Origin of the sequence: Bacteroides sp. AF39-11AC, assembly GCF_003474285.1 — a bacterium.
Classification (GTDB): Bacteria; Bacteroidota; Bacteroidia; order Bacteroidales; family Bacteroidaceae; genus Bacteroides.
Genome location: NZ_QROH01000014.1, coordinates 58,394 through 77,438 on the forward strand (window position 1 = coordinate 58,394; position 19,045 = coordinate 77,438).

General features: G+C 41.7%; 8 protein-coding genes and 3 pseudogenes. 2 read left to right on the forward strand and 9 right to left on the reverse strand.

Going from position 1 to position 19,045, the window contains the following annotated elements; translation table 11 throughout:
• On the forward strand, positions 1-3,609 hold the full coding sequence (locus DW036_RS23890) for a glycoside hydrolase family 38 C-terminal domain-containing protein (protein WP_118466487.1): 3,609 nt from the start codon (positions 1-3) through the stop codon (positions 3,607-3,609).
• Between the two features lie 215 nt (positions 3,610-3,824).
• Here the strand turns inward: DW036_RS23890 and DW036_RS23895 are convergent.
• The 4 genes and pseudogenes from DW036_RS23895 to DW036_RS26285 all read right to left on the reverse strand — a co-directional run bounded on the left by DW036_RS23895 (position 3,825) and on the right by DW036_RS26285 (position 6,852).
• Positions 3,825-4,102 (reverse strand): annotated as a pseudogene (locus DW036_RS23895) (Txe/YoeB family addiction module toxin).
• Positions 4,090-4,379: pseudogene (locus tag DW036_RS23900) on the reverse strand (type II toxin-antitoxin system Phd/YefM family antitoxin). Before DW036_RS23900 ends, DW036_RS23895 begins: the two co-directional pseudogenes overlap by 13 nt.
• A gap of 302 nt (positions 4,380-4,681) precedes the next feature.
• The gene (locus tag DW036_RS23905; protein ID WP_118466489.1) at positions 4,682-6,442 is read right to left on the reverse strand and encodes an AAA family ATPase; all 1,761 of its coding nucleotides are present in this window, start codon (positions 6,440-6,442) and stop codon (positions 4,682-4,684) included.
• A gap of 125 nt (positions 6,443-6,567) precedes the next feature.
• Positions 6,568-6,852, reverse strand: coding sequence for a hypothetical protein (locus DW036_RS26285; protein WP_369906892.1), 285 nt, complete (start codon positions 6,850-6,852; stop codon positions 6,568-6,570).
• 153 nt (positions 6,853-7,005) lie between these two features.
• Here DW036_RS26285 and DW036_RS23915 point away from each other — a divergent pair.
• A pseudogene (locus DW036_RS23915) lies at positions 7,006-7,548 on the forward strand (VapE domain-containing protein); the annotation flags it as partial.
• 590 nt (positions 7,549-8,138) lie between these two features.
• On the opposite strand, the gene DW036_RS23920 reads toward DW036_RS23915, so the two are convergent.
• The 5 genes from DW036_RS23920 to DW036_RS23940 all read right to left on the reverse strand — a co-directional run bounded on the left by DW036_RS23920 (position 8,139) and on the right by DW036_RS23940 (position 19,039).
• The gene (locus DW036_RS23920) at positions 8,139-9,875 is read right to left on the reverse strand and encodes a RagB/SusD family nutrient uptake outer membrane protein (RefSeq protein WP_118466490.1); all 1,737 of its coding nucleotides are present in this window, start codon (positions 9,873-9,875) and stop codon (positions 8,139-8,141) included.
• 11 nt (positions 9,876-9,886) lie between these two features.
• Complete coding sequence (locus DW036_RS23925; RefSeq protein ID WP_158585991.1) at positions 9,887-12,997, reverse strand: TonB-dependent receptor; 3,111 nt, start codon at positions 12,995-12,997, stop codon at positions 9,887-9,889.
• 110 nt (positions 12,998-13,107) lie between these two features.
• On the reverse strand, positions 13,108-15,120 hold the full coding sequence (locus tag DW036_RS23930) for a glycoside hydrolase family 97 protein (protein WP_118466492.1): 2,013 nt from the start codon (positions 15,118-15,120) through the stop codon (positions 13,108-13,110).
• 43 nt (positions 15,121-15,163) lie between these two features.
• A complete protein-coding gene (locus DW036_RS23935; protein ID WP_118466493.1) occupies positions 15,164-16,744 on the reverse strand; it encodes a sulfatase in 1,581 nt (526 codons plus the stop codon).
• Between the two features lie 42 nt (positions 16,745-16,786).
• Positions 16,787-19,039, reverse strand: coding sequence for a family 78 glycoside hydrolase catalytic domain (locus DW036_RS23940; RefSeq protein ID WP_118466494.1), 2,253 nt, complete (start codon positions 19,037-19,039; stop codon positions 16,787-16,789).
• Between the last annotated feature and the right edge of the window lie 6 nt (positions 19,040-19,045).

Consider the following 19,045-nt stretch of genomic DNA (forward strand, 5'->3'; position numbering starts at 1 on the left):
ATGAAATTACCAGTTATCCTATTAGCATCTGCGCTACTTTGTTCAGGTAGTATGCATGCACAGAGTGCAAAACCGGAGAAAAAAGCGAAAGTTTATATGGTAGCAGATGCCCACCTGGATACCCAATGGAATTGGGATGTCCAAACCACCATCAAAGAGTATGTTTGGAATACCTTGTCCCGTAATCTGTTTCTGTTGAAGAAGTATCCCGATTATATCTTCAATTTTGAAGGAGGTGTCAAATATGCTTGGATGAAAGAATACTTTCCCAGTGAATATGAGCAACTCAAAGCATTTGTGCGTTCAGGTCGCTGGCATATCAGTGGCAGTAGTTGGGAAGCATCGGATGTGCTGGTACCCTCTGTTGAGTCTTCCATTCGTAACATCCTGCTTGGACAGGAATATTACAGAAAAGAGTTCGGGACAGAAAGCACGGATATTTTCTTACCCGACTGTTTTGGCTTTGGCTGGACGCTGCCTACTATTGCCAAACATTGCGGTCTCATCGGCTTTTCTTCACAGAAACTCGACTGGCGTAACCATCCTTTTTATGGAGAGAGCAAACATCCTTTTATGCTTGGATTGTGGAAGGGGATTGACGGTTCTTTTATTATGCTTGCTCATGGCTATGATTATGGTAAGCGCTGGAATAACATTGACCTGTCGGAAGATAAAGAATTGCTGGGACTGACTAAGCGCACTCCATTGAATACGGTTTATCGCTATTATGGTACGGGTGATACGGGTGGTTCTCCCTCAATAGGCTCTGTCAGTTCTGTAGAAAAAGGTATCAAGGGGAACGGACCGTTAGAAATAATCAGCGCAACGAGCGATCAGTTATTCAAGGATTATCTTCCTTATGAAAAACATTCGGAATTGCCCGTTTTCAACGGTGAATTGCTGATGGATGTACATGGAACCGGATGTTATACTTCGCAAGCTGCCATGAAGCTTTATAACCGTCAGAATGAACTTTTGGGAGATGCTGCCGAAAGAGCGGCCGTAGCAGCGGATTGGTTGGGTATAGTCGGTTATCCGGGTGAAAGTCTGACAGAAGCATGGAAGCGTTTCATTTTCCACCAATTCCATGATGACCTTACCGGTACCAGTATCCCACGTGCTTATGAGTTTTCGTGGAATGATGAATTGCTTTCATTAAAACAATTTTCAGGTGTCCTGACAGCTTCGGTAGGGGCTGTTTCTGAGAAAATGGATACTCGCGTCAAGGGTATTCCGGTTGTGTTCTACAATGCACTCGGATTTCCGGTTACGGATGTAGCGGATGTAGCGATTGAAACTCCCAAATTTCCTAAAGGTGTCAGTGTTTATAATGCGGAAGGCAAGCAAGTAGCTTCCCAATTACTTTCTTACCGGAATGGAACTGTGCATTTATTGATAGAAGCAACTGTACCTGCTACAGGATATGCCGTGTATGATATCCGACTTTCCGGAAGCCAGAAGCAGGCAGATTCTTTTGTTTCAGAAACAACAGTGGAGAACTCTGTATATAAAATCTCATTGGATAAGCAGGGAGATATAATCTCGCTTTACGATAAGAAAAATAATAAAGAACTTGTAAAGGACGGCAAATCTATTCGTCTGGCTCTTTTTACTGAGAATGAATCATATAATTGGCCAGCTTGGGAGATTCTGAAAAAGACTATTGACCGTGCACCTGTTTCTATTACTGAAGACGTGAAAATGAATCTGTGTGAGAATGGTGCCCTGCGCAAGACTTTGTGTATAGAAAAGCGCCATGGCAAATCGTTGTTCCGCCAGTATATCCGGCTTTACGAGGGAGAATTGGCTGACCGTATAGACTTTTACAATGAGATAGACTGGCGGTCGACGAATGCACTGCTGAAAGCAGAATTCCCCTTGAATGTTGATAACGAAAAGGCGACCTACGATTTGGGTATAGGCAGCGTTCAGAGAGGTAATAATCTATTGACTGCTTATGAAGTATATGCCCAATATTGGGCGGATTTAACCGATAGTGACGGCAGTTATGGTGTTTCTATTATGAATGACAGTAAATATGGCTGGGATAAACCTGATAATCATACACTCCGCCTGACATTGCTTCATACACCCGAGACTAAGAACAACTATCCGTATCAGGATCGTCAGGACCTGGGATATCATACTTTCACTTATAGTTTGGTAGGGCACGCCGGCGGTTTGGACAAGGCGCAGGTCGTTAAGGAGTCTGAAGTTTTGAATCAGCGTCTGAAGGCTTTTGCTGCCGAGAAACATTCCGGAACATTGGGCAAAGCCTTCTCTTTCGCATCTTCGGACAATAGTAACGTTGTCATCAAAGCTTTGAAGAAAGCGGAAAGTTCGGACGAATATGTGGTGCGTGTGTACGAAACGGGTGGCAAAGCTCCACAAAATGCAGTGCTGACATTTGCAGGAACTATTACAAGTGCCGTTGAAGCAGATGGTACGGAGAAGAGTATAGGAAGTGCGGACTTCAGCGGTAATCAGCTGGAAGTCTCCATACAGCCCAACAGTATCAGGACCTATAAAGTCCGTTTCAATGATAATAAGAAGGAAGAATTGCGATGCGAACAACTGCCTCTCAATTATGACCGTAAATGTTTCAGCTGGAATGAATTCCGTTGGGAGGCTAATTTCGAAGCTGGTTATTCTTATGCCGCTGAATTAATACCTGCCGATATAACTGTTAATCGTGTTCCTTTCCATCTGGAAACAAAAGAAGAAATGAATGGCATGTTATGTAGCGGAAATACCTTGCAACTGCCTGCCGGACACTCCTATAACCGTTTGTATATACTGGCTGCTGCGGCAACTGCTGAAGAAGATGTTAGAGGAGTATTCCAGGTAGGGAAGAATTTGCAGGAGATTGTCGTTCCTTCTTATACCGGTTTCGTCGGACAATGGGGGCATACGGGCCATACACAAGGCTATTTGAAAGATGCAGAAGTGGCCTATGTCGGTACGCACCGCCATTCCGCTGAGGGAGATCATGCTTATGAATTTACTTATATGTTCAAGTTTGCCATTGACATCCCTACTAAAGCAACTGAGGTTATCCTGCCCGATAATAAAGATATTGTTATTTTTGCTGCTACATTGGTTGAAGAACCATATACACCTGTTAAAGCACTATCTACTTTATTCCAGACTGCCAATGAAGATGATACCAGCTTGCAGAAGACAGCAGAACTGAAGATCAATCTGTTGAAACCGGAACATATCGTTGCTTGGTCGGGATATACCAACGACAATGAGAAACCTGCATTTCTCATTGATGGAAACGAGAATACTAAATGGTGCGATACTTCTATGCTTCCTAACTATATTGATTTTGATTTGGGAATGGAAAAGGAAATAAGCGGTTGGAAGATGGTGAATGCTGCTCAGGAAAGCTATTCTTACATCACTGGCAGCTGCTTCTTGCAAGGCCGGAATAACCCGAATGAAGCATGGCGCACATTGGACTTTGTAACCGGAAACAAGCAGAATGTTATCAACCGTTCTTTGGGTAAGACTGAGAAGGTACGCTATCTGCGTCTGTTGGTTACTCAACCGGTACAGGCCGCTAATGGCAAGGACACACGTATTTATGAGTTTGCAGTTTTTTAATAACTCGTTGACGGAATTAATGTCTTTCTGTAGGGTTATGGATTAATTCACCACAGAGTCTCACAGAGTTTTTACCAACTATCCGTTCGGAATAAATCACCCATGCATAAAAGAAGGTGTGTCAAAACTGGAAAGTAACTTAAGCTCCCCTCCTCCCGGGAATTGAGATAGTACTGCATTATGACACACCTTCTTCAAATAATGTATATGGTGTGTTACTTCTTGGAATAATGAAATCTCATAGAGAAGAGATGTGAACCTCAATTATATCATCATTCACAGAGTAGACAAGACGATGTTCAACACTGATTCGTCTTGACCATTTACCTGCCAATTCATATTTTAGCGGCTCTGGCTTTCCTAATCCTGTGTAAGGATGTTCTGCAATGTCATTCAGCAAAGCGGCGATTTTATTCAGAATGGCTTTATTACCACTTTGTGAGAAGTAAAGATATTCCTTTCGTGCTTGTTCTGACAATGTTATTCTGTACATGACACCCTATTTAAGAAATCATCTATGCTTTCTCCTTCATTTTGTGATATGAAATTGCCATTCTTTATGTCTTCCTCGCCTTTGCGTATGGCCTCCATCATTTCAGGTGAGGACATGATATATTCAGTTTCTCTCAAAGAGTTATATTCATCCAGAGAAATCATCACTACTCCCTTCCCATTTCCGCGATTAATAATTATGTATCGCAATCGTCAACTACTGCGTCAATGTACCCTTTAAGGTTCGCTCTTAAATCTGTATAATTAGCTGTTCTCATAATTCTTCCTTTTTATGATTATGCAAATACATGTACTTATATGCGTACCTGCAAGTTTAATTAGTTAATATTTAAAGTCATTGATGGGCTTACTCCAGTATTGTTTCCTCGGAATATAGTCTCGAAAAGACAGACGGTTCATCACTTCGCGTACCCAATACTGTGTTTTTCAGGGCTGCCCGGTGTAGTAAATACAGAGTCGAGCATAGCTGCAAAGTTCTTTCATCTTTCATTGTTGTCTCATTCGTTGGCTTTTCCGCTGAAACTGCCGTCTGAAGGATGGGGAAGTGCTTTCAGGAAGATTACATCACTTCCTCGCACACCCGCATTTCCATCCCTTTATATACCACTACAATCTTGTGCAGTTGGGTGTGGCCGATGGCACGTTTCACTGTGTCCGTGTCGGCGTAACGGTTGGCTTGGGCAATGGCTTCCCGGCGCAGTTCTTCCACGCGTGTTTCGGGGTCTTTATACTTGGCATACTTCAGTTCCACGATGTAACTGTGCGTCATGTCGGAGTAAATCTCCAGCATCGGACAGAGGAAGATGTCGACATATCCAGCCTGCGTGTCCTGTTCGGAGATGGGACGATAGAAGCGGTTCTGAGCAGTCATGGCGAGGGTGAAACCGTGGACGAAGAATTCGCCCTTTTGCTTGTCGCGCTGTGAGGCATAACGTTTCAGGCAGTCGGCGATGTAGTCGAAGTAAGCTTTCCAATCGCCCCGATAGGCTAATGCGCTGGATAGTTCGCTCTTTTCATAGCTGCTGAAGCTCAGGTCGGCATCGTTGTAGGTATTCAGCAGATAGGTGTAGAGTTGTTCCTGCACCATCATGTTGGGGATAGTCAGTTTGGTTTTTCCTTCGTGCATGCCGCTGATGGTGAGCATCCCGAAATAGTAGAGCAAGCTCACGAAATTATCAGGATTGGTGATACTGGCGGCAGGGAAGCCGTCTTTCAGATCACCGGTGATAAATCCCTGGCTCACTAAAGTCTGAATGATGGAAGCGTCATGGGCAAATTCCTTGTCCTTGCGGATAAGCATGCGCAGCTTCTCGTAGTCGATGCGGATATTGCTTTCTATCATGTTTTGCGGTGCTTTTCCATTGTCAATGTAGTTCTTGACGAAATAAAGCACCATGTTAGAGTTGTACATCGTGGTTTCACCGTAGCAATCTTGTGCAAAACAGTAATTGTCGTACCATGGTTTCATCATTTCTATCAGCTCGTCGACGGTATGACGGAAGGGGCTGTTGGTTGAATAGTAGGTCAACATTTCGCGTACTTCCTCTTCTGTGAATCCCATCATTGCGTTGAATTTCGGTGAGAGTGAGTAGTTAGTACCGATGTTGAATCCGCTGGTCAGGTCGTCCATCGTCACGGGGCTTACACCGGTGATGAAGCAACGCTCGATACTGGAATAGGTGCCTGCTTTCACCTTGTTGAATAGATTCCGCAAATAACCTTCACTATGCGTCTCATCAGTGTATCGGCGTAAACTTTCGGGATTGGAAAGGATAGCATTGGTGAAGTGGTCGTATTCGTCGATGAAGAGATACATTTTCTGTCCGGCACGCTCGCATGCCTGATAGATGAACTCCAGTTGCGCTACAGCTCCGCTTTTGGTGTGCAGTTCTTCCCAGGTGTTCGGGGGGAGGAGGTCGGCATATTTCTTACAAAAACTCTCGATGGTGGTACCGCAGTGTTCATCCAACCCTTTGCGGTAATCATTCAGCTCGCCGCTGATGCCGGAAAAGTTGAGATAGAGCACGAGGTAGCTGTTTCGGTTCGGTGTGGGGTGCTCACCAATGTAGAGGCCACCAAAGAGGTCATCGAACTTATCGCGGGTGTTTACATCGTAGTAGTGTTGTAATATGTTTAGTGTCAGGCTCTTGCCGAAGCGTCGCGGACGGATGAAGAAAAAGAAACGATCCGCCTGTTCTATCAGGGGGATAAAGCAGGTTTTGTCTACATAATAATAGTCTTCGCGGCGAATAACCGCAAAGTTCATCATTCCGTAGGGAAGTCTCTTCCTGTTCGGTACTATATATTCCAATGGATCCATTTTCTGTCCTCCTGCTATTATTTTTTAATCTGTTGCTTTGTAGCATAACGACACAAAGATAACAAAAGTTCTTATAGCGACGATGCGTTTTCTTTCACTTATTTTGAAGGGAAGTGTTTCTAACTTTATCTCTTGAGTTCCGCATCCCTCGACATTCCATAATATCCCGGCATGGGGCGATAGATTGGCTGTGCGCGCCTTTCTACATTTGTCAGTTTGCCCTCTTTTTGCAATCGTTGCAGATGGTTGTTGGCGGTGGTGCGTGTATTGCCATAATGCTTGTTTCTTAATGCTTTAAATGTATATACTTGTTGACCCGAAGGTGCTGTCTTAAAAGTGAACGACCGGAATCGGTCGAGTGAATGACTGGAGTTGGTAGAATGAGTGAATGGAGTTGGTCGAGTGAACAACTGGAGTGGGTCGTTTATAAGTCAGCATACAAAGATAGTGATATTAGTAAGATTTACCTATGAAACTCCTTACTTTCTTTCTAACAGTGTTTTCTGAGAAATAGTTAGTGGAATGCTTGCAAAGCGCTTTCCCGTTGTAGTAAATTCGTAGCTGATAAGTATGCCGAGAATAAAATGCCATTGCTGAAGAACCTGATGCAAATGTCTGATTTGAATATCCGTAAGGCCTATCAGCAGAGTTTCCGTCAACTGCCCCGTGTCGCCTCATTTTATTGATACCAGCAATCGTTTCGACTTACTTACCGACCCTACGGGAAGTCACCGTTTTCTTTGCGTGGAAGTGGAGCGGATGATCGATTGTACTTACATAGAGCACGACCAAATTTATGCACAACTGAAGGCGGAACTGCTTGCGGTGAGGCGTGATTGGTTCACCAAAGAAGAGGAGCAGGTGTTGCAGGTGCAGAATGCGGCGTTCTACCGTGTTTGTCACGCAGAGGATGTTTTTCATAGTTATTTTCGTGTGGCGAATCCCGGTGAGAAGAGTCTTGGCCTTACGGCTGCCCGGATTTTCAGGGAACTTCAGCAAAAGAATTCCGCTTCCATGTGCAGTGTCAATCCTATGCGCTGCTGAAAGCGGAGGTGGTGCGTCGGTATACGGGGTATGGAAATGTATATCAAGTGGTAAGGAGGTAGTGAGACTGAAGAATGTTTCTGCGGTTGTGATGGCTGAGAAAGAGTGTGTCAAAACTGAATAAAAGAATGCAAATTACACAAATAACAAATCAGCTCAGCTCTGATTATCACAAGTATAAAAAATATTATTCGTGTAATTTGTGTTCTAATCTTTATTTTGGCACACTCTCTGAAAGGCTGATAAATGGGGAGATGGTGAAGGCTGAAAGAACTGATATTAGTCGGATGAAGGGGCAGATTCCAGTAAAAACTTGTCTTATATTTTATTTATGGAAAGAAAAATTGAGATTCATACTGGCTTTAGTGCCTGTAAGATATATCGGGAATTGGAGAGAATCATAGACGGAGCGAATATCAAATGGGTCGTAGATAAAATTCTTAATGTAATGAAACAATCATGACCTTCCAAATAAGTCTGTTAATTAATGGGGCAAGTGATATGAAAAACCTCTCTTTCTGACGGAAGAACAGTAATGAAACAGCTTACTTTTTGATTGATTTTCATGCATTGTCGAAGTCGGGGGAAAAGGGCTGCATTGAAAAACACAGCCCTTATTTAGGTATCTATAAGAAATAATTACTATAGTGAATTAATTATATCCGGGATTTTGTTTCATATTTGGATTTTCTGTTATGTGTTTTCGCTCAATTGGAAAATAATAATGGTGTTCTGCGAAAGTACGTGACAAGTTACCTTGGCAGTTGATTATTTCATATCCGTATGTATTTCGGGATTTTATATAATAAGTATTTAATTTATGGAATTGACCACTCAATGCAATATGTGCAGTTCTCCATCTTCTTAAATCCCAATAGCGTATGCCTTCAAAAGCAAGTTCTATTTTTCGCTCATGGCGTATTGCTTCTTGGTTCAAATTGCTTGCAGTTAGTTTAGGTACCCCTGCACGTTCACGGATTTCGTTGATAGCGGATAAAGCGATTTCTGATTGACCAAGTTCAAAAGCTGCTTCAGCAAGATTCAAATAAATTTCGCCGAGGCGGAAAATAATGAAATCTTGATCGGAATAGGCACCAGCAGGCACATCACGCACTTCTCTTAAATATTTCTTGCAGGTGAATCCTGTTTGAGTAGCCCCTGCATTACTATCAGCATTTACATCTTTACCACGCCCACCCAATGAATTGTCACGTTTATCTGTTTTTATATCACTTTGGATTGTGAAGTAGTACGTTTCTACCTGATTATCAATCCATGGTGCTTGATTATATAAAATTGTTGCATGGAAACGTGGCTCTTTGTTCTTATATAATTCTTTCGTATCAATTTCTTGATTGTAGTTAATGGCAGAGCCGGGTGTCCCATCTGCAAATTCATACGAATCAACCATTTCAAGTGTAGGATTGGTTACACAGTATACTGCCGGCTTGTAAGATAAGGGTTGGTTGTCATGATCATATTGATGTCCAAAAACGCTCACTGTATGTTTTTTGGCAAAGATTACCTCGCTATTGTCTTTCTCGAGGAAAAGCTGTTGGTAATTCTTGGCTTTATCATTGGGGTATTTGTTATACAAGGCAAACTTATTAGAATTGATAATCTCCTGAGAGGCTTTCATGGATTCTTCAAAGTAGAAATCTGCATCAGTGGTAGGAACACCAAGTAATCCGTCCAACTGTATTTCTCCATTTTGGGCAATACTTGCCGCATAAAGCATGGCGCGGCTTTTCAAGGCCAAAGCTGTATATTTGGATATACGCCCTTTATTGGCTGCATCATATGATTCGGGAAGCACTTTTATGATGTCATCAAGTTCTTTGCGAATAAACTCATAAACCTCTTTCTCCGAGTTTCTTTGCGGATAAAGATCTTCATCTGTCCTTTGCTGCGGTTTGGTAATAATTGGCACACCACCGTTGCGCATTACTAAATTGTAATAATGAAATGCTCGCAGGAAACGAACTTCTGCCACACGCCGCTCTATAAATTCTGCAGGGAGGGTAGTACTTTGAGTTATTTTTTCCAGGAATTCATTATATTGTCTCACATAGTTATACTCCCAATATCCCACAAAGGTACGATCACCGATGTTATCCGGATTGATGACGCCCAGCGTATAAGTATTGAGCAAAGAACTCCAGCCGAAGCAAGTACGGGCTTCGTCGGTAATTACATTTAAATTATTTTGATAGTTGAAGATTGTATTAAAGTTAGTGATATGATAAAGTTGCGTAAGATTTGCGTCTACTAAATCCTGATCTTCCCAAACTTGGGCATCAGATATAATGTCAATAGGCTCCTTGTCCAAAACATTGCAGGCACTGAAAAGGAATACCAAGAGGCTAAAGTATAATTGTTTGAATTTCATAATATATCAATTTAAAAGTTCATATTAATGCCGACTGTGAAAGTTTTCATTACCGGATATTGCCATCCTGCAGAAGCTGTAGATTCAGGATCACGATAACGGACATTCGTTAATGTCAGCAGGTTGGTTCCGGTAGCGAATAAACGTAAGTCGGACACCCCGATTTTCTTTGTCCAAGTTTTGGGTATGGAATAATTAAGCTGTATATTCTTCAAACGTAAGTAGTAGGCATTCTTAATTACCCAAAATGTGGATTGGTAGGTATTGGGATGGCTTGTTCCAAAGCGCACTCTTGGAAGTGCTGCATTGGGATTCGGGTTTGTTTCTGTCCAGCGGTCCTTCCAAAGTTCGTATGGATTCATGTTAGTTCCAAAAGGCGATACAAATTGTTCGCTATAGAAAACAGAATAGTTGGTGGCTCCTTGGAACAGGAAATTAACAGACCAATTTTTATAAGAAACGTCTCCGTTCAATCCGAAAAAGATTTCAGGATCTTCTCCTCTTCCGATGACAACTTCATCTTTCCAGTTAATTACTTCATCCCCGTTCTGGTCTATATAACGGATGTCACCTGGCTTGATAACATTATTATGAGCCCCGTTTGTGATGTCTGCCCATCCGTCTATCTCTTCTTGTGAAGAGAATAAGCCATCAGCTACATACCCCCAAGTTTGATTGGTCCATTTACCCGTCAAATCATATCTCCTTTTTTGTGCGTCATCTGTGCGTGTCACTTCATCATAGTGGAGCCATTTGGAGCGGGCCCATGATACATTTCCTTGAATATTATAAATGATGTTGCCTATTTTGTTAGCATGACCTAATGATAGTTCAAATCCTCTGGTATCTTGTTTATTGATATTTTCTTCCGGCAGTGATGCGCCAAATGTACTTGGCAGACTCTGAGCACGTGTGGCAAGCATTTTATTTTTTACACGATAGAAAATATCTAATTCTATATAAAGTTTTCTGTTAAACATTGAATAATCTAAGCCGACATTGTAAGTCGTTGTCTCTGCCCAGCGCGCATTAGGATTGGCTAAGCCTTTTGAAGAAATTCCTCTTGAAACTGTCTCATCGGAAGCGAATATATATCTATTGGCAAACTGGTAACCGGTTAGATAGTTGAAGTTCACATTAGCTTCATCGCCGGCTTTACCAACTGATAAGCGAAGTTTTAAGTTATCAATCCATTCGGTCTTATTTTTAAGAAAGGCCTCTTCGCTGATGCGCCATGCTACGGATACAGAAGGGAAAAATCCCCAACGGTTATTCTCTGAAAATTTAGGAGAACCATCCCAGCGCATAACAGCGTCCAGCAAGTATTTGTCTTTATATGAATATCCAAGGCGGCCAACATATGACATACGTCCACCTTCAGAGGCATTGCCATCATTATTTTTATTATCATCACCACCGGCAAACAATTCATCAATGGCGTTGGAGATAAATCCCTCTCTGTAGGCACTGAACTTATCCATTTTGCTGGATTGGGCTTCTACAAGGAACAAACCGCTTACTTTGTGGTCTTGTGCAAAAATTCGGTCATAATTGACTTTAAACATTGAGTACCAAAGCCAATCCCTTTCATAACTTTCTTTTAGCGTAGTGTTTCCACTATTGAATGTTCCGGTTTTTATATAGGATTCATTGTCGTAGTCATAATCGTAATAATTGAATGATTTATTAAATTCTTTTCCAAAAGTATTATTTAATCTATAATCAAATTTCCCGTCTGCGGATAAACCTTTTACGTATTGATTAAAGTCCAGTTTGAAACCGGCTGTAGCTCTGACTGTACTAAAATCTTTGTTGTTGTATCCAGAATATTCGCTATCAGAGATAGCCCGTGGATTACCCCAGCCAGTATCATACCCAGGTTGTGTAATCTTGGTAGGATCAGAAAAATGAGCAGGTATAGTGGGGCGTGCTGCCTGAATTCCATGAAGGATGACATTCATATTTCTTCCTGGCTCTTTCCGATATTCCAGTCTGCCACTTAAATCAGCAGATACACTTAAAATCTGTGTAATTTGTGCATCAATGTTTGAACGAATACTTACTCTATCAAAATTGATATCATTTGAGCGCAATAGACTATTTTGGCTTAAATAACCTGCAGATAAGAAGTATTTAACTCTATCATTGCCCCCTCTGACATTCAAGTTCACATCGTATTGAGAAGAAAAGCTTTTGAGTGTTTCCTTTTTCCAGTCGGTATTCGGATAACGAGGGTCAGTTCCGGCATAAAATAGGTCTATCTCATCTTGAGTATAGGTGGGGTTATTGCCGTCTGAACGGTTGGCTTCGTTATAGAGTTCTGCATATAATCCAGCATTAGCATATGGCACTGTGCGCGTGGGAGCAGCTAAGCCTCCGGTAAAGGTAAAGTTCATTTTGGGTTTACCCTCTTTACCGCGTTTGGTGGTTATCAATATAACGCCATTGCCTGCACGGGCACCATATACTGCAGCTGAAGCATCTTTAAGTACAGAGATGTTCTCTATTTCATTAGGATCGAGGTTTCCAAAGTCTTGCTCTAGTCCATCTACCAATATTAAAGGAGCTCCGAAGCCACGAATACTAAGATCTGCACCGTCAGCACCGGGTTGCCCCACTCGCTGCATAACCTTTAAACCAGGTGCTAAACCTGCCAAAGCCGCAGTTACATTGCCTACCGACTTATTGACAAGATCATCTCCGCCGATAGATGCTACAGAACCGGTTAAGTTCACCTTTTTCTGTGTGCCATATCCTACTACAACTACTTCATCCAGCAGTTCCGTATCTTCTGTCAACTGGATATGCAGAGTTGTGTTGCTTTTCACTTTAACCTCTTCTAGTTTATAACCTACAAATGATATGAGAAGAGTAGAACCGATGGGGGCATTGATTGTGAATTGGCCATCTATGTTAGTGATGCAGCCATTTGAAGTGCCTTTTTCCATGACACTTGCTCCGATAACAGGCTCTCCATTTACATCAACAACATTTCCTGATATAATATTCTTTTGTTGTTGCATGGTGTGCACGTTCATGCTTACATTTGACTTTTGTCCATCCGACTCTGCTGCCAGGGCAACTGTAAATGGACACATACAGATGAAGATTATGAATTTCATGGTCAAGGAGACCCGTTTGTAAGTTACATGAAGTAACTTTTCCACTCTATGAATAGAGCAGCTCACTTTTTCTTGCATACTTTGTACTGATTTAAAGTTTGAAAATATAATTATTTCATTTTCAGGAATGTAATGGCTTGTCCTCCACCACTGGCCATCACAATATCCAGTTTATCGTTAGATGTTACCACTCTTTCAAATATCCGGTACTCAGTTGGATTCGTTTTCCAATCAGTCTTATCCGTATCTGCATAGATAATGGCCTTATAAGCTCTTTCTGGCTCCAGAAAATCAAGGTCAATAGATACTTTCCTTGCTTCTTCATTAGTTGCTGCTCCTAAAAAATATTTGTCTTCTGCTTTGCGTACAATAACTACAAACTTTCCGGGTTCTCCGTCCAGCGCTTTGGACCAATCGCAATCTGCATCGAAATCGCGGAAAAACTGGAAGGCGGGATGACCTTCGTAGTTGTCTATAAGATCAGATGCCATTTGTACCGGAGAGTACAATATCACCCAGTTAGCTAATTGCTTGGCTAGCGTAGTGTTTACGCGGCTGTTTCCCTTATCCAGCGCGTGCCACTTTTGATGTTTGGGTGAGTTTTTGCTGCTCTCTAAAAGGATGTCGAATGTACCGGGAGTATAGTCCATCGGGCCGCTCAGCAAACGGGTAAATGGCAGTATTACATGATGAGAAGGGGGATTACCTTCACTCCAGCCATTCCATTCCATGCCACGAGCTCCTTCGCGAGACATCATGTTGGGCCATGTTCTTCGGATGCCGGTATCCTTGATGGGCTCGTGCGCATTGATTGTCATATGGTTATCAGCAGCTAGTTCCACTACTTTTTGGTAATGATTGACTCCATACTGGCCGTGGTGGTTGAGACCATTGGGGAATCCGCCTGCATAGCCTGTTTTTACGTTGACAATGTTCAAATCTTTATACCATTTGAAAGCTTTTTCCATCTGAGCTTCATAATAAGGAATATTTCCACCTGTTTCGTGGTGCCCAATAACGGTTACTCCTCTCTCTTTGGCATATTGAGTGATTTCTTTAATGTCGAAATCGGCAAAGGGTACTGTATATTCAAAGCGTTGGTTGCCTCCCCAGTTTTGCCAACCTTCATTCCAGCCTTCAAACAATACTCCACGAATTCCATTCTTGTATGCAAAATCAATATACTTCTTTGCATTTTCAGTGGTGGCACCATGGCGGTCGCCCATAGTCCAGCTTTCTACACCAACGTGCATACCCCACCACACTCCAACGTATTTCATCGGTTCAATCCACTCGGTGGATTCTAATTGACAAGGAGGGTTTAAGTTCAGAATTAATCCGGAGTTAATTAAGTCTACGGCTTTATCACCTATTTGTAGGGTTCTCCATGCGGTGGTAAAATGATTTGGTTTTCTTGCCTTTACTCCATCGGGCCATGGTGCAAGATTTGATTTAAAACAGAGTCCTTCCAGCCGTTGCAGCGTCATTTCCGGGAAATCATATAAAGCGGCTTCATGAATACTTGCGTACACACCACTGCTTGTTTTAAAAGTCATCGGGGTATTGGCATCTTTAATACCGCTGATAGGTTTTTCAGAATATAAGATTTCATAGGTATCGAAACTGGCTGGAATGGACCAAGAGGTGCCATCTTCAGTAATATTGAACTCTGTCAGTTCGTCCATTAAATAAAGAGAATCAGTATCTGACACATTGTATTCATAGCGGAATCCTATTCCATCATTAAATGCACGAAAACGAAGAGTTAGGTTCACTCTATTATTTTTTAGGTTTACAGCCATCTCGTTATAGTGTTCGCGCATATTCTTATTCTCTCCCCATGGCTGTGTCCAAGCTTCGTCTTTTGAATCAAAAATAACATCATTCAACTTGAACTGATTGGCTAAGTTAATATCGTTCTTTTCAATAAATCCTAAAGCGGAAGAGTTTATCAATGTTTTACCGTCACGAAGTACCTGATAAGTGGGAACACCTTCCGAATTTAATGATAGAATTATGGCGTTTCTGCCGTCTGGCGACATCACCTTGTTGTCATCAGTTGCTTTTACGCATCCCATAGAGCAGTATGCTAAAAGCAATAAATAGATTATTTTTACTTTCATTTTATTGGTATTTAATTGTTTTTGGTGTGTTCAATGACAGTTTCTAGAACTCATCAACTTTTTGTTCTTTTCTTATCTTGTCCAGTTGCTTCTGCATTCGTTCAGCTACTTTGGCATACTTGGGATTACCGTATAGGTTATTGAGTTCATTCGGGTCATCTTTGAGGTCGTATAGCTCATCATAGCTGATCTCTGTTCCATAAAAGTGAATCAACTTATAGCGGTTATCACGAACTCCATCATGACGGCGAACATTGTGCACAGCTGGATAGTCGTAATAATGATAATATAAGTATTGACGCCAATCAGAGGGAGCTTTTCCTTTATTTTTGAAAAGTGGGACTAATGATGTTCCTACCATAAAATCAGGTTTCTCAATGCCGGCCATATCTAGATAAGTGGGTGCGTAATCTATATTCTGGACTAATGCATCAGAAACCGATTTTGCCTTGATTTTGGCGGGATAGCGGATAATAAGCGGAGTTCTAAAGGACTCTTCGTACATGAAGCGTTTATCAAACCAGCCATGTTCGCCCATATAGAATCCTTGGTCCGAAGTATAAACGATGATTGTATTGTCTATTAATCCTTCTTTCTCAAGATAGCTGAGCAAACGACCTACCTCATCGTCCACTGACTTGATGCAACGCATATAATCCTTGATATAACGTTGATATTTCCATTTCAATAACTCGTCACCCTGCAGATTCTGAGTGATGAATTTTTCATTACGCGGTTCGTAAGCTTCAATCCATTTTTTTCGGTCTGTAGAGTCCATTCTGTTGAGCAGGGATTCAATGCTACGGACACTCCAATCGTTTTTAAGCTCTGGTCTATCTTTTAGTTCGCGGACTTTCAAGTCGTATACTAGTGAAAGATCCTTTTCTATACTCATCTGCTGTTTGTGGGCAGCTTCACCACGAGTGGAATAGTCATCTTTGAATGTTTCTGGATAAGGGAATTCTACATCTTCATATAGATCTACATATTTTATGTCAGGCATCCAGTTTCTATGGGGAGCTTTATGATGTACAAACAGGCAGAATGGTTTATTCTTATCTCTTTCTTCGAGAAACTCAATGGCATGATTGGTGATTAAATTGGAAACGTAGCCTCTTTCTTTTATATACATGCCATTCGTCTCTTTACTTCTGAATTCAGGGTTATAATATTCACCTTGATCCCAAAGAATGTGGTAGAAATCGAAGCCTTTAGGTTCGCAACGCATATGCCATTTGCCTACTATTCCGGTTTGATAGCCATTTTCCTGAAGCAGTTCGGATACAAATATATGTGTAGAGTCGATACCCTCATCCAGACGGCGCTGCCCGTTTTGATGGCTGTACAGTCCGGTCATTAAACAAGCACGGCTCGGAGTAGACAAGGAGTTTTCCACAAAAGCCTGTCTGAAAAGCATCCCTTCCGAGGCAAGGCGGTCTAAATTGGGAGTAGGAGCTTGTGCTGACAGCGGATGTCCGTAGGCACTGATTGCCTGATAAGAATGGTCATCTGTCATGATGTGGATGATATTTGGTTGCTGTTGTACTTTTTTTTGCGCAGATATATATGATGGCATTAAAAGTACAGGTATTGATACCCAGATAAAATTCATTTTGTTATTCATAATCTTTTGTTTTAGGTAAATAACTAGAGTGTTATGCTGACTTTATTGTTTTAACTTCATTAGCCTCAACTGATCTATGAGTGCTTGATTGACGTTGATATTCATGTTTTCATTATGCGGCTCAAATGATAGAGAAATGATGTGTTTTCCCGGTTTTAGATGAACTTGATGGCTGTTGCTCCATCCCCAGTTTTCCCATGCGTGCATTCCGCGTTGTGGGAAGATGGAAACTCCTAAAGTTTCATTGTCTACACGTAGGGTACGAATAGCGCAGCAGTTATCATCGGCAATGGTATTATTGCCGTTGGCATATCTCCAGTCTATGGCGTAATTGCCTTCTTCTTCAATATCAACCGGAATTTTAATCATTATGTTGTCATCTTTGTCTATGTTGACAAAGCCTGTACCTGTGAAGCCTTTGTATCTCTTCCCTGATTTAGTTGCAAACTCTTCTACTTCGTAAGTTAAGTAATTTCCAATTGTAATCGGTTCACTGGCAAATGAAGAAGCATATTCATTTTCGGCTAAGGCTATCACCTGATATTCTCCATAAGCATTTTCGGGTAAATGGAACCGGGTTGTTTTAATAGTCTGATAAGTTTTGCCATTTTTTAGAATCTGATAGGCGGTTGCCCCTTCTATCTTCTCCCAGCATAGATAATTCTCGTCATTCTTTTCCACTACCGGTGTTTCAACAGAGAAAACGGTCGGTTGTAAGTTGATATCCTGACTTTTAATATTATTATCTGCCATTACGATTTTTATATCATGATTTCCTGTCAATGTTTCTGGTATAACAGGTTTATGCTTATTCCCATCTAGATAGAAGGCTTTGATTTTATTTCCATATCCTTCTACTTCAATGTTGAGTATAGATTTGCGATACGGAAAGTTTTTCAAGACGCGTCTGCCTGCCAAAGCTTTTGGAACAAACGGCTTGAATGATAACTGAGCATTGTCAAACTGGATGCCCATCAGCAAACGGTATACTATACTTAAATTGCCTGAGAGACTCCACAGCATATTGCTTGAGTTTATTTGTGTACCTCTAAAACTGCCTGTACTTAATACTAAATTCTCTTTGTTAGTGACAAACAAAGCTGCTGAGCGATAAATGCTTCCGATGGCATGAAGAACGGCTGCTTCGTTTTCGGCCATGGCTGCAGCGTGCATCCAATAGGCGGATACAAAAGGCCACACTGCATTGTTATGGTAAGGCGGGATATTCGGAATTTCAGGATAGAAAATAGGTGTACCGAACACGCAAACCGGAGAATTGCGGATTATCTTTGCCCGCTTTTTGACTGATGTTACTCCCCAAAGGATGGCTAAAGCTTCTCCCAACGATTCGCTTCTCGGGGAAAGAGTATGGTAATTACGTCCGTATAAGAACTGGGCATAATATCCTTTTTCGGGCATCCATAAGTTGCGGTTAATGGCAGTTATTATTTGCTTTGACCTCTTATCATATTTTTCTTTTTCTATTGTGTCATTCATTATATCTGCCATGCAACCAAGAACACGTAGTGCCTCTACATGCACGGCATTTGTGCCTAAGCATTTAGACTGAAAGATGTCCATAGGCTGCATCCAGCGGGGATAACTCTGTTCTCTCCAATCAATGAATGAAGATTCTCCCATCATTAATCCCGTCTTTTCATCGTAGGCAGTCAAGTAATCATCTTCTATGGATTTGCGAATAATTGGGTAGATTTTCTCTAACCATTCCCGGCTTCCCGTTACCTTATAGATTTCCCAAGCGGCAATGGCCCAAACCATTCGATCGGTGCTGCATGGCCAGCTGCCACCTGTGCCGGTATCTTGGATGATACGTCCGAGTCTATCTACTTTCCTTAGTAAGCAATGCATTGATACTTGGGGTTGCAGGTGGGCCATACTAAGAATAATACTGTAGCTCACATCTCGTGTCCATACTCCGGGAAATCCAGATCCGGTTCGTAATGTACTATCCGGTTCAATGGCATTCACCATTTCATCGAGAGACATATTGTAGAGTGCATTCTCGAGTAGGAAGGGAGTTTGTAGTTGAGGATAGCGTGATAAATCATACCTTGGTTTCCATTCTCCTTTGAAATCACCTGAACGCTCTTTCTCGAAATTGGAGGATAAATGTGTGGCAGATAGTGCTGTGCCCATATACTCTCCCTGTGTGATGCGGTCTGCATACCAAGCGTATTCGCTGTTCTTTAAAATCAGTTTATCAGACTGAGCATAAGAATAACCTACAGAATAAATCGCAATAATAAGACTTATAAGTAATGCTGTGTATCTCATACGTAC

Coding starts and splice junctions, on each gene's coding strand:
- DW036_RS23890 (WP_118466487.1), top strand. CDS start 1: ATGAAATTACCAGTTATCCTATTAGCATCTGCGCTACTTTGTTCAGGT.
- DW036_RS23905 (WP_118466489.1), bottom strand. CDS start 6,442: ATGGATCCATTGGAATATATAGTACCGAACAGGAAGAGACTTCCCTAC.
- DW036_RS23920 (WP_118466490.1), bottom strand. CDS start 9,875: ATGAAATTCAAACAATTATACTTTAGCCTCTTGGTATTCCTTTTCAGT.
- DW036_RS23925 (WP_158585991.1), bottom strand. CDS start 12,997: ATGAAATTCATAATCTTCATCTGTATGTGTCCATTTACAGTTGCCCTG.
- DW036_RS23930 (WP_118466492.1), bottom strand. CDS start 15,120: ATGAAAGTAAAAATAATCTATTTATTGCTTTTAGCATACTGCTCTATG.
- DW036_RS23935 (WP_118466493.1), bottom strand. CDS start 16,744: ATGAATAACAAAATGAATTTTATCTGGGTATCAATACCTGTACTTTTA.
- DW036_RS23940 (WP_118466494.1), bottom strand. CDS start 19,039: ATGAGATACACAGCATTACTTATAAGTCTTATTATTGCGATTTATTCT.